Origin of the sequence: Paraburkholderia sp. MM5482-R2 (assembly GCF_050436125.1) — a bacterium.
Lineage (GTDB): Bacteria > Pseudomonadota > Gammaproteobacteria > Burkholderiales > Burkholderiaceae > Paraburkholderia > Paraburkholderia tuberum.
In genome coordinates, this window is record NZ_JBNDLP010000004.1 from 824038 (window position 1) to 836578 (window position 12541).

Sequence of the window (12541 nt, forward strand, 5' to 3'; positions counted from 1 at the left end):
GACTACGACGACTGTCCGTCATTTCCCAGCATGGTTCGACGACATGCCGGCGCGCCGCAATGACACGCGTACTGGGCGCGAATGTCGTCGGTGACCGCGCCGTCCACTGACAGACCGTAATTGATGAAAAGCTCCTCCCCGGGTGCGATCGTGGCGAGCGCATGAATGAACACCCGGTCGCCCGTCTCGATGGCCTCGCAGTTGGGGGCGCACGCATGGTTCAGAAAGCGGGCGCTGTTGCCGCCGCGGCTGCCGTCGATCACTCGTCCGCTGGACAGCCCAAACACGAACGTGTGGCCCGCGTCGGCTCGCTGACGGGCGGCGGCGCGCCGCCAGCTGGTCACTTCCCCCTTGTACTCGATCACCCGTTCGCCCGGGGCGATCGGCTGCAGGGCAAACAGTCCCATGCCATGCACTGGTGAGCGTCGTGCGGTGATGCGTCGCAATCGCATGTTGTCGTTTCCTTCGCGACCCTCGGTCGTTGCATGTGGTTGAGCGGCGATGCGAAGCATATCGCCACACAGTCAGGCGCTCAATATTTTTCTTTTTAAAAGCGCAACTAACAGCCAAGGACGGACCGCGCCAAGGGTTCCGGCTTTGCCGCAACGAGGCTGGCAACGGTCGACGGTTACAGGGAGGTCGTCAAGTCGCATGTCCACGGCATCACGCTGGCACAACGGCCGGCTCAGCCAAACGAGCGGCTGGCCGCCGCTGCGCGCTTGCGCAACCAGTTCATGCAGGCGAACAGGGCGATGGCGAACGCCATCAGCAGTGTGGCCACGGCAAGGATCGACGGGTCGATCTGGTCACGGATCCCACTCCACATCTGCCGCGGCACGGTGCGCTGCTCGGGGCCGCCAATGAACAGAATGACGATCACTTCGTCGAACGACGTCGCGAATGCGAACACACTGCCCGTTGCGACGGCGGGCGTGATCAGCGGGAGCGTGACGCGACGAAACGCGACCCACGGCTGCGCGCCCAGCCCCGACGCAGCCCGAAGCAGGCTTTGATCGAACGAAAGAAGCGAAGCCGTCACGGTGATCACCACGAAGGGCGTACCGAGCGCGGCATGCGCAAGCACGACGCCGAGATACGAATTGACCAGGCCGAGCGGCGAAAAGACCAGATAAAACCCTGCCGCGACGACAACGATAGGCACGATCATCGGCGACACGATGATCGGCATGATGATCGAGCGGTAAGGAAACTGCGTGCGGCTCAAGCCGAGCGCGGCGAGCGTGCCGAGCACCGTCGCGATCAGCGTCGACGCCGCGCCGATGCCGATGCTGTTCGCCAACGCGCGTTGCCAGTCCGGCGAACCCAGCGCCTGCGCGTACCAGCGCAGCGAGAAGCCCTGCATCGGGTACGAGAAGAATGAGCCGGAGTTGAACGACAGCGGCACGATCGCGAGGATCGGCGCGACGAGGAAAAAGAAAATGAGCGCGCAATGCACGCGTAGTCCCGCGCCCGCGATGCGTTCCGAGAGTAGCCGGGTTCGTCCGTCTTTCATCTGAGTCTGCCTGTTGATCAACCATACGAAGGAGCGACAACCCATTAGCGTCGGTTGCGCGGCGCGTTAGCCGAAGCGCAAGCGGTCGATACCGACCAGCCGGTTGAAGATGAAATAGAACACCGCCGTGAATGCGATCAGATAGCACGACAACGCACCCGCGAGTCCCCAGTTGAGCTGATCGTTGGTCTGCGACGCGATCAGCTGGCTGATCATTTCGTCGCCGGCGCCGCCTAGCAGGGCGGGGGTGATGTAATAACCGAGCGCGAGCACGAACACGAGAAAACATCCCGCGCCGACACCCGGCAGCGTTTGCGGAATATACACTCGCACGAAGGCCACAGCCGGATGCGCGCCGAGGGATTTCGCCGCGCGCATGTACACGGGCGGGACACCTTTCATCACCGAAAAGATCGCGAGGATCATGTATGGCAGCAGGATGTGCGTCATGCCGATCAACACACCCGTGCGATTGAAAATAAGCGGTAACGGATGATTGATGAGCCCAAAGCGGAGCAACGCGCCGTTGATTACACCACCTGGTTGCAGCAGCACATACCACGCGGTGGTCCGCACCAGCAGCGAGGTCCAGAACGGTACGATCACAAAGAGGATCAGCCGGTTGCTCTGGTCCTCCGGCAATGTCGCGAGCAGATACGCCACGGGATAACCCAGCACCAGGCACAGCAGCGTGACCGTCGCACTGATCGTGACCGTGCGTCCGAAGGCCGCGCGGAAGGTGGCGCTGTCCGCCGCGACGGACGTCACCGAGCCATCGGGCGCGACTTGCGCATCGACGGCGTTCAGCAAATAGTCGGGCGTGGGCGAGATCGACGCACGCTTGAGGAGCCGCCAGGTTTCCGGTGTGTTCCAGCGTTCATCCAGATCGATCAGGGCGGGCTTCCATTGCGCGGGCGTTTGCGAACGTGTGGCACGCGCCGTCTTGAACAGCAGGCTGCGGAACTCTGGTTGAGAGAAGTTCATGCGTCGCGCGATATTGCCGAGCTGGCCGGATTCGCTGGCGTCCTTCAGGTCGTGCGCGAGTGCGGCAAAGGCCGGTTCGCCGGGTACGCCCGCACCGTCCCATCCGGCCAGCGCCGTGCTCAATTGCGGCATGCCGGTGCGCACTTCAGGGTTTCGCACGCTGCGCGCGAGCAGGCTCGCGATCGGCGCGACGAACGTCACCAGCAGAAAGATGAGCAACGGCAAAGCCAGCAGCAACGCGCGCATCGCGGCCTTGCGGCGCGCGGCGCGAAACGACTCGCGGTTCGCGGCCTGCGGGCCGCGGCCAAAAGGGGCGGTGGATGGCAGCTGCGTGTTCATCGTGCTCGATCTCCCGGGTGACGTTCGTTCGATCTGGCGCTACTGCGCCAGCCAGTTCTGGAACCGCTTGTTGATCGCATCCGCGTTGTCGGCCCAGAACGTCGCGTTGATTTGCAGCGGGCGTTTGAAGTTCTCCGGCGCTGTCGGCAGATCGTTCAGACGCGCCTTGTCGATCAGCGGAATGGCGTCCTTGCGCGGCGGCGCGTACGCGATGTACTTCGACAGGTCCGCATAGGCCTGCGGCGTCGAGGATGCGACGATGAACTTCCGCGCCGCGTCGGCATGCTTCGCGCCGTTGACCACGGCCCACCATTCGTAGTCGTACACCTGTGCATCCCAGACGATCTTGAAGGGCTTCTTGTCCTTGTGCACGGCGTCGTCGATGCGGCCGTTGTACGCCTGCGTCATCACGACCGCGCCGTCGGCGAGCAGTTGCGGCGCCTGCGCACCCGCCTCCCACCAGACGATGCTCGGCTTGATGGTGTCGAGCTTCTTGAACGCGCGATCGACGCCAGCCGGCGTGGAGAGGGTCTTGTACACGTCCTTGGGTGCAACGCCATCGGCGATTAAGGCCCATTCCATCGCGACCTTCGGCGACTTGCGCATGCCGCGCTTGCCGGGGTACTTGCTGAGGTCGAAGAAATCGTTGATGGTGGTCGGCGCAGATTTCAGCTTGCTGGTGTCATACGCATAGACGGTGGACCATACCATCGCCGCGACGGCGCAATCACTGATCGAGCCCGGCAGGAAGTCACTGGTGTTGCCGAGCAACTTCTTGTCGAACTTGGCGATGAGGCCTTCGTCGCACGCGGTGATTGCGTCGTTGGTTTCGAGGTCGATCAGATCCCAGGTCGGGTTCTTCGACTGTTCCATCGCTTGCAGTTTGGCGAGGCCGCCATCGTAGGACTCGGTGGAGAACTGGTCGCCGGTTTTCGCAGTGAACGGTTCGAACCATGCCTTTTTCGCGGCAGCTTCATACGCACCGCCAAAGGTGACGACGGAAATCGTTTCGGCCGCGTGAACCGTGGCCGTGGCAAACACCCCGAGCGCGCACGCCGCGAATGTGGTCCGGAATAACGAGAGTGTGGTCTTCATTTCTAGTTGGCTCCTGCGATAAGTGGCGAGGCGGACGAGGGAACGGCAACAGTGGAATAGTCGGCGCCGCCGGACGTGGCGGCGGATTGCGGCGCGGCCGCCATTGCTGGCAGCACCTTGCAGTCGTCGCGTCGCCAGGTCACAGCGGTCTGACGGCCGAGCGCGGGCAGGTCATGGTGCTGTGTGTTCGGCAGCTTGACGACCATGCTTTCGCCATGGCCGAGCTTCAGATGCACGCGATGATGATCGCCGCAGTAGACGAGTTCCTCGACGAGCGCGTGCACGACGTTCATGTTCTGCCGGGTCGCTTCCTGCACGGCGTCCGGCGTCGCCGCGATGTGCGCGCGCTCGGGACGCAGCGCCAGCACCGCCGTGTCGCCCGACGCGAGCCCCGCGCCTGGGCGTCCGCGCACGGTGCTGCCATCGGCCAGTTGCATCGCAGCCCATTCCCCGCCGTCGGAATCGACGCGACCGGTCAGTCCATTGTTCTCGCCGACGAAATTGGCAACGAACGCATTCGCCGCGTTTTCGTAGAGTTCGGTCGGTGCGGCGGCCTGCTGGATGCGTCCATCGGAAAACACGGCGACGCGGTCCGACATCGTCAACGCTTCGTTCTGGTCGTGGGTCACGTAGACGATCGTCAGCGACAGTTCGCGATGCAGCCGCATGATTTCGTATTGCATGGTTTCACGCAGGCGCTTGTCGAGCGCGCCAAGCGGCTCGTCCATCAGCACCACGCTCGGCTCGAAAACCAGCGCGCGGGCAAGCGCAACGCGCTGCTGCTGGCCACCGGACAGTTGCGACGGACGCCGCCCCGCCAGATGCGATAACTCCACCATGTCCAGCACGCGCGTCACGCGCGTTTTCTGTTCGCTACGGCTTATCTTGCGCACCGACAGCGGAAACGCGACGTTCTCGGCAATCGTCATGTGCGGGAACAGCGCATAGTTCTGAAACACCATGCCGATATCGCGCCGATGCGGCGGCTTGTCGTCCAGACGCTTGCCGCCGAGGCGGATCTCGCCGCGCGTCGGCGCTTCGAATCCCGCGAGCATCATCAGTGTCGTGGTCTTGCCGGAACCGGACGGACCGAGCAGCGAAACGAATTCACCGTGCGCGACATCGAGATCGAGTCCCTCGACGACGCTATGCACGCCGTCGTATGACTTGCTGACGCCGTCGAACGAAATAAATGGTTGGCTTGACATGGGTAACTCGGCAGAGTGTTGGCGGTCCGCGTGGGGCGGCAAATCACTTCGCGCCCAGGCGTCCCGCCAGATAGCGGGCGAAGTCGTAATTCGGCCGTTCCAGAGGGCTCAGATGGCCAGGCTTCGCGAGTGGCGCGTGCACGCCGCGAAACACGGCCTCGACGCCGCGCCGGTCCTCGGCGTTGACTTCGTCGAGCAGCGTCTTCAGCGTAGCCATGTAATCGGCGGCCCGCGGATCGTCGACGAAATCCGGTGCGAGGCCGCCGCCGAAGCGGATATGCACGCGGCCGACGCCCCGCGGCTGCAGGATCAGATACCAGAAGTAACCGGGCGTCAGCGTGATCAGGTGTGTCGGGTAGATCGCCAGCAGTGCGGTGGTACGGCGCCAGTGTCCTTGCAGACGTGTATTGCTGGGATGCGCGTTGCCGATCGGCAGCGACGCTTCCTTGGTGATCCAGTGATAGTTGAACGCGGGCAAGCCCGGCGGACATTCCATTTCTTCGAGCTTCGAGTGCGGCCCGACCGTTGCGCGATGCAGCATCGGCAAGTGATAGCTCTCCATGAAATTTTCCGCGAGGATCTTCCAGTTGGTGTCCCACACGTGCTCTTCGTCGAAGGTCTCGACGTAGTTGCTCATGCCGTACGGCTCGATCAGCTTCGTCAGCCCGGACAAATGCGATTCCACCGAAGGCGCGTGCGCGTTGAGCGTTACGTAGATCCAGCCTTGCCACGTCTCGCAGCGCACGGCAGGCAGCTTGTATTGTTCCTTGCAAAAGCCCGGCTGCCGATCCATCAACGGCGCGCCCGCGAGCGAACCATCGAGCGTGTAGTTCCATGCGTGATAGGGGCACACGATCCGGCGCACGTTGCCGCGCCCTTCAAGCAATACCGACATCCGGTGCAGGCAAACATTCGAGAATGCGCGCAACGCACCGCTCGCATCGCGCAGCACGAACACCGGCTGGTCGTCGATTTGCGCGGTCAGATAGTCGCCGCTCTGTGCGAGCGCGCTCGCGCGGCCCACGCACAACCACTCGTGGCGAAACACGTCGCGCCGTTCGAGCGCGAGAAACGCCTCCGACGTGTAGACGGCCGGCGGCATTGCGTGTGCATCCCCGAACGGACGCTCGCAGTTCTCGCGCAGGGCGCGAACGATGTCGAGCTCAGTGTCCGTCGACTGAAGAATGGCTGACATAGGGGGCCCCCCATCAGTGTGTGCATCCGATGAGCACCAATCTAACAATCCAAATTGCTAGGTAAAATATTGTTTTTGCATGCAGTGCATAGCTCAAGCCTATGCCGAGAGGCTTTCCGGGCCGCTAACCGATGTGGAGGCGCCGAATATACGTTTCACAGAATGCCGAGAAGCGCTTCACAACCTCGCGCGGCTTGACGGCGCCCGATAGTGCGATGCCAAGCGTCGTCGCATTGACGCTTTCCTTGAAATGTTTAATCACGAAGTCTTCGCCGTCCACTGTTCGGGTCGACTTCAGCGGGAAGTTGAGTATGCTGTAACCCAAGCCGTTGGCAACCATGCCACGCACCACTTCAGGCTGTGACGACCGGAAAGCCGCGGTCGGGCGGCTGCCGACTGCGTCGAACAGCGCGGAGAAGTACTCGCGGCTATGCGGAAGGTCCAGCATCACATAGGGCTCGGGCAGCAGATCGGCCAGCGACACCTTGCGGGCCCGTGCAAGCCTGTGTGTTTTAGGCAGGATGACATACGGTGGCAGCGAAAGCAGCGGGGTAAACGCGATTCCATCGGCGATATCGAGGCTGTAGGTCAGCGCGATATCGAGCGAGCCGTCGCGCAGGCCGCTCAAAAGCGTGTCCTGATGCGCTTCCGTCGTACGGAAGGTGACCGCCGGATAGTCCTGCACGAAGCGGCTGATGATGCCTGGCATCAGCGGCGGGGCCAGCGACACCATGCAGCCCAGCGAGATGGAGCCCGACATGCCGCCGTCGATTTCCTTCGCGGTCAGCTGCAATTCTTCGGCGTTCTGAAGCAGATTGCGAGCGTGGCCGAGCAGATCGCGGCCCGGTTGCGTGAGCGACAGCCCGCTGGCGTGATGGCGGATGAACAGTTGGACGCCGAACGATTCCTCCAGATCCGCGAGCGACGTCGAGATAGACGGCTGCGAAATGTGCAGGCGCCTTGCCGCGGCGGTGAACGAAAGCGTCTCGGCCGTGACGACAAAATACCTGAGCTGACGCAACGAGTAGCGTATCGAGTTGCCGTCCATCAGTTGCTCCGTGTTCGGTCGAACCGATTGTCGCTCGCCAATTGTCGATTGCATAGCGAAAAACGATGCAAAGCATTTTTAAAATATAGTTTTTGTTGCCCGCCGCGCGGCGTACATTCTGTCCGACCGAAGAGAGAGTGTGACCTGAATCCAGAGCGCTTTTCAGAAGGAGAAGGCCATGTCGGCTGAACAATTGTCGATCGACACGCTGGTCATAGGCGCGGGTCAGGCTGGCGTGGCAATGAGCGAACACCTGAGCAAACTCGGCGTACCCCATCTCGTGCTGGAGCGCGACCGCATTGCCGAACGCTGGCGTACCTGCCGCTGGGATTCACTGGTCGCCAATGGTCCCGCCTGGCACGACCGCTTCCCTAACATGGAGTTCGAAGGACTCGATCCTGATGGGTTCGCCGCCAAGGATCAGGTCGCCGATTACTTCGAGGCCTATGCGCGCAAGTTCGATGCGCCGATCCGCACGGGCGTCGAAGTCACGAGCGTCGAGCGTCTGAAGGGCCGGGCAGGATTTACGGTCGCAACGTCCAATGGCACGATCGAAGCCCGTCGCGTGGTCGTTGCGACGGGGCCGTTCCAGCGGCCCGTCATTCCCCCCATCGCGCCACAGGACGTCGAGCTCACGCAGCTTCATTCGGCCCACTATCGGAACCCGGCGCAGCTGCCCGAAGGGGCGGTGCTCGTGGTTGGCGCGGGTTCGTCCGGCGTGCAGATCGCGGACGAACTGCAACGCGCGGGCCGCAAGGTTTATCTGTCCGTCGGTGCGCATGACCGTCCGCCGCGCGCCTATCGCGGTCGCGATTTCTGCTGGTGGCTGGGTGTACTCGGCGAATGGGACAAGGAAGTCGCCGTGCCGGGACGCGAGCATGTGACCATTGCCGTCAGCGGCGCGTACGGCGGCCAGACCATCGATTTTCGCAGGCTCGCTCATCAGGGCATGACGCTGGTCGGCACGACGAAATCGTTCGCGAATGGCGTTGCGACCTTCGAACAGGACCTCGCCGCCAATCTGAAGCGTGGCGACGAAAACCTGATGTCGCTACTGGACGCGGCCGACGACTACGTCGAGCGCAACGGCGTGGACCTGCCGCAAGACCCCGACGCACGCCTGATTCCACCCGACCCGGAGTGCGTGACGCATCCGCTCCCGGAACTGGATCTGAAGAAGGCGGGTGTGAGCACGATCATTTGGGCCACCGGCTATGCCGTCGATTTCAGCTGGCTGCACGTGAACGCATTCGACGATAAGGGCAAGCCGCAGCATCAGCGCGGTGTATCGAAGGAACCGGGCGTGTATTTCCTCGGCTTGCCGTGGTTGTCGCGGCGCGCGTCGTCGTTTATCTGGGGCGTCTGGCACGACGCAAAGCACATCGCCGATCACATCGTCACGCAGCGCAAATACCTCGCGTATCGCGACGCGTCGCAGCGTCGGCAGGACGCGCGCGGCGTGCACGGCGCGAATCCAACCGATACCGCGTGCGACGAATCGCACGCGCCGAACACCAAAGAAGTGGGAGTGAACTGATGCCTACGCATACCCGCATCCGCATGTTCAATACGAAGGATACGTACCCGAACCAGTCGCTCGATAACGATCTTTGCCAGGCGGTTCGCGCGGGCAATACGGTCTATGTGCGCGGCCAGGTCGGTACGGATTTCGACGGCAACCTGGTCGGTCTCGGCGATCCGGGCGCGCAGGCCGAGCAGGCGATGAAGAACGTCAAGCAACTTCTCGAGGAAGCCGGCAGCGACCTGTCGCATATCGTCAAGACGACGACTTACATCACTGATCCTCGTTATCGCGAGCCGGTGTACCAGGAAGTCGGCAAGTGGCTGAAGGGCGTGTATCCGATTTCGACGGGGCTGTGCGTCAGCGCGCTCGGCCAGCCGCAATGGCTGATGGAAATCGACGTGATCGCCGTGATTCCGGACAACTGGAAACCATCTCAGGCGTGAGGAGCTACCCATGACATTCTCGATCGTCGGACGTTGTGGCAAGACCGGTCAGCTCGGTATCGCGATCAGTTCGTCGAGCATTGCGGTGGGTGCGAGGTGTCCGTGGGCGCGCGCGGGCGTCGGTGTGGTGGCGACGCAGAACGTGACGCAGCCCGCGCTCGGGCCGCAGATTCTCGATCTGCTGGAAAGTGGGCGTATCGCGGCGGATACGGCGCTCGAACGGGCGCTAGGCGCGAGCGAATGGAGCGAATACCGGCAGGTGACGGTGGTCGACAGTGAGGGGCGAACCGCGATGTTCACCGGCAAGGAAGCACTCGGCGTGCATCACGCCGTCGCGGGAAATCAGTGTGTGGCAGCGGGCAATCTGCTCGCCGGCAAGCCGGTGATCGACGCGATGGTGAAAGCGTTCGAGAGCGCACAAGGCGCGCTCGCCGATCGCCTGCTGCACGCGATGCATGCGGCCGTCGAAGCTGGCGGAGAAGCAGGGCCCGTGCATTCGGCGGCTCTGAAGATCGTCGATACACACGTCTGGCCGAGCGTCGATCTGCGTGTCGATTGGGCCGACGACGATCCGATCGGCAAGCTTGCCGCGCTTTGGCAAGCGTATCGGCCGCAGATGCGGGACTACATCGCACGCGCGTTGAATCCAACCGCGGCGCCGAGCTACGGAGTGCCCGGCGATGAGTGAGTTGTCGAGCCGTGCGCTGCTCGAACGGCTGATCGGTTTTGCGACTGTCAGCCGCGACTCCAATCTGGAACTGATCGGCTTCGTGCAGCAATACCTCGCGGATCCAGGTGTGGACAGCGAGCTGTTCCATAACGCCGAGCGTACCAAGGCGAACCTGTTCGCCACGATCGGTCCGCGAGAGCGTGGTGGCATCGGGCTGTCCGGGCATACCGATGGTGTGACGCGATGTTCGCTCGCCTCGCTGAACATCTCAAAAGCGTGAGGTAGCCTGCACGTCTGCGGTGCAAATCGGGCGTGAGGGGTTCATCAGGACACGCGCTCCGCCACTTCGAGCACGAAGTGCGCGACCACGACCACACCGGTGATCAGGGTCGCGAGCCAGCAGAGCGCGCGTAACGACCAGTGCGCGACGATTTCGCCGACCGCTTCTCGTTTCGCACTCAGCAGCACCAGAAGCACCAGCACGGGCGTAATCGTCATACCGTTGACGATGGCGCTCCAGTACAGCGCCTTGACAGGGTCGACGTGCCATAGGCCGAGCGCAACGCCAAGCAGCGTCCCGAGCCCCGCGAGCGCAACGAGCAGAACAGCAATGCGCCGATCACGCCGTTGGCCGTGGGGCCAGTCGAACGAACTCGCGACCGCTTGCGCAGCGGAACCCCCAAGCGAAGGCAGGGCGAGCAGCGCTGAGCCTATCAGTGCAAGCCCAAGCAGTGTGCCGGCGTAGCCATCCACTAGCGGTTCGAGCACCCTGGAAAGCTCCATGGGCTCGCCGGGCCGCGTCTGTGCACCATGCAGCGTCGCCGCAGCCGCAATCATGATGCACAATGCGGCCACGCTCGATAGCGCGGTGCGCGTCAAGGTCTGCATGCGCGCCCGGCGAAGCTGCTCTGACGAACGTCGATCGCCTCGCGCCGCGTGCTGTTCGTGCTGTCGATGTTCTTCCTGTGCTTCCTGCTCGGCCTGCGAAAAAAGCAGATAGGGACTCATCGTCGTACCGAGCACGGCCATCAGCATCGTGACGAAATCTTCTTTCCACTCGACATGCGGCACGAGCGAGCGCAGCACGACCGTGTGCCACGGCACATCGACGATCAGCAGCACGCCGGCATACGCGAGCATCGGCAGCATCAACCATTTGAGCACCTGCGCATAGCGCGCATAGGGAATGAACCACTGCAACGCAATCGAGGTGCAACCGCATGCGAGGGCAAGCAACCAAAGCGGCCCATGAGTGAAGCGTTGCACGACCGCGGCCATCGCCATCACATTGACGGCGATATTCAGCGTGTTCGCAATCACGAACCGCGCCACCGCCAAATAGAAGAACACCGGCGAATAGTGCGCGCGCATGTTCGCGGTCAGGCCATGTCCAGTGACGGCGGCGACACGCGTCGAGACCAGCTGCAACGCGACCATCGACGGATACGACAGCACGCAGGTCCACAGCAGGTCGTAGCCGTACCACGCGCCCGCGAGTGAATATGTGGCGATCCCGCTGGGATCGTTATCGCAGCCGAGACTTGCCAGCCCCGGCCGCAGATCGGCGGCCCACGAGCGGGCGGCCTGCGACGAGGCAGCGTGCGTACTACCTTGTGCGGCGCGGGGCGCGGTGCCCCTGTCGGGGGAAGAGTGCATTCGCCTGACCGTCGGGAAACCAGGGATGCTGTAGCGCTCGCACGAAACGTTCCTTCGTCGACTCGTTTCGCGGCTTACATATACAGCGGATGTGACGCTATCGGGGGCGACTATCAGGACTCCCTCAGGCTGACGATACAATGTCACATCTTCAACCCGCGCCGACCAGCGCGAAACGCTCGTCGACCGCGGCGAGCGAACGACCAGTCTCCGCGATAGCTCCCCGCAAGTGAGGTCTCAATGCCCAGGCGTCTTTTCCGCGCTGCGGCAATCGAAACGGATTCAAGGCGGTGAATGACACACTCGGCCATACTGCACCGCAGCTGACTCGCTGCGTTTGCCTGAATTCCCGACCTGCTTCGGCAGGGATGCCGGATGTGCCGGACAAAGTGAGAGTAGCGACGAGCCGCTGAAGAAAATCGCTGGAAAGGAGAAATCTTGAAAAAGACAGGATTCACGGTTCTGATCATGACGCCTTGCACGGGCGCGCACGCATCGGACTACGCTGAGGTCTGGAATCCACCAGAGGCACGCGCGAACATGCTTCGAGTGACGACTCGCGCCGCATCCATCAGGGTCGTGCGCTAATGGAAACGATCGACTACGACGGGTACACGTTGTGGGGGCATGCCATCCTTCAGCAGGAAGGCGAAGGCATCCTGCAACCGGAGCGCTATGCGGCGAGCGGAACCATTACGCGAGGCGGAAAGCTGATCGAAGCATCAGGCATTCTGGGACTATTCGATAGCGAGGAGGAAGCCCACCATGCAGGCCTGGATTGGGCGCGCGCGTGGGTGGATGCTCATGGATGAGCTTGCGCTTGGCAGGGTAGTCGAGAGGCTCGGAGCCGTTGCCGTTGGTGGGC

At 62.7% G+C, this 12541-nt stretch carries 12 protein-coding genes and 1 pseudogene; 5 read left to right on the forward strand and 8 right to left on the reverse strand.

Annotation, left to right across the window (positions count from 1 at the left end; all coding sequences use genetic code 11):
- Positions 1-2 precede the first annotated feature (2 nt).
- The 7 genes from OKW37_RS39840 to OKW37_RS39870 all read right to left on the reverse strand — a co-directional run bounded on the left by OKW37_RS39840 (position 3) and on the right by OKW37_RS39870 (position 7382).
- A complete protein-coding gene (locus tag OKW37_RS39840; RefSeq protein WP_090811862.1) occupies positions 3-452 on the reverse strand; it encodes an SET domain-containing protein in 450 nt (149 codons plus the stop codon).
- A 233-nt stretch (positions 453-685) separates the two neighbouring features.
- Positions 686-1513: an ABC transporter permease gene (locus OKW37_RS39845; protein WP_429401796.1), complete on the reverse strand. Its 828-nt coding sequence runs from the start codon at positions 1511-1513 to the stop codon at positions 686-688.
- Between the two features lie 66 nt (positions 1514-1579).
- The gene (locus OKW37_RS39850) at positions 1580-2836 is read right to left on the reverse strand and encodes an ABC transporter permease (RefSeq protein WP_429401794.1); all 1257 of its coding nucleotides are present in this window, start codon (positions 2834-2836) and stop codon (positions 1580-1582) included.
- A 39-nt stretch (positions 2837-2875) separates the two neighbouring features.
- A complete protein-coding gene (locus OKW37_RS39855; RefSeq protein WP_429401792.1) occupies positions 2876-3931 on the reverse strand; it encodes an ABC transporter substrate-binding protein in 1056 nt (351 codons plus the stop codon).
- A gap of 2 nt (positions 3932-3933) precedes the next feature.
- A complete protein-coding gene (locus OKW37_RS39860) occupies positions 3934-5139 on the reverse strand; it encodes an ABC transporter ATP-binding protein (protein WP_429401790.1) in 1206 nt (401 codons plus the stop codon).
- 43 nt (positions 5140-5182) lie between these two features.
- Positions 5183-6334: an SRPBCC family protein gene (locus tag OKW37_RS39865; protein WP_429401788.1), complete on the reverse strand. Its 1152-nt coding sequence runs from the start codon at positions 6332-6334 to the stop codon at positions 5183-5185.
- Between the two features lie 124 nt (positions 6335-6458).
- Complete coding sequence (locus tag OKW37_RS39870; RefSeq protein ID WP_429401786.1) at positions 6459-7382, reverse strand: LysR substrate-binding domain-containing protein; 924 nt, start codon at positions 7380-7382, stop codon at positions 6459-6461.
- 178 nt (positions 7383-7560) lie between these two features.
- Between OKW37_RS39870 and OKW37_RS39875 the strand changes: the two genes are divergently transcribed.
- The 4 genes and pseudogenes from OKW37_RS39875 to OKW37_RS39890 form a co-directional block, all read left to right on the forward strand.
- A complete protein-coding gene (locus tag OKW37_RS39875) occupies positions 7561-8919 on the forward strand; it encodes a flavin-containing monooxygenase (protein WP_429401784.1) in 1359 nt (452 codons plus the stop codon).
- Complete coding sequence (locus tag OKW37_RS39880; RefSeq protein ID WP_184068482.1) at positions 8919-9350, forward strand: RidA family protein; 432 nt, start codon at positions 8919-8921, stop codon at positions 9348-9350. Before OKW37_RS39875 ends, OKW37_RS39880 begins: the two co-directional genes overlap by 1 nt.
- Before the next feature lie 10 nt (positions 9351-9360).
- Positions 9361-10038: a DUF1028 domain-containing protein gene (locus OKW37_RS39885; RefSeq protein WP_429401782.1), complete on the forward strand. Its 678-nt coding sequence runs from the start codon at positions 9361-9363 to the stop codon at positions 10036-10038.
- Positions 10031-10258 (forward strand): annotated as a pseudogene (locus tag OKW37_RS39890) (acetylornithine deacetylase); the annotation flags it as partial. The gene OKW37_RS39885 and the pseudogene OKW37_RS39890, both read left to right, overlap by 8 nt.
- Before the next feature lie 86 nt (positions 10259-10344).
- On the opposite strand, the gene OKW37_RS39895 reads toward OKW37_RS39890, so the two are convergent.
- The gene (locus OKW37_RS39895; protein WP_429401780.1) at positions 10345-11676 is read right to left on the reverse strand and encodes an NRAMP family divalent metal transporter; all 1332 of its coding nucleotides are present in this window, start codon (positions 11674-11676) and stop codon (positions 10345-10347) included.
- Between the two features lie 587 nt (positions 11677-12263).
- Between OKW37_RS39895 and OKW37_RS39900 the strand changes: the two genes are divergently transcribed.
- Positions 12264-12488: a hypothetical protein gene (locus tag OKW37_RS39900; RefSeq protein ID WP_018422453.1), complete on the forward strand. Its 225-nt coding sequence runs from the start codon at positions 12264-12266 to the stop codon at positions 12486-12488.
- Positions 12489-12541 lie beyond the last annotated feature (53 nt).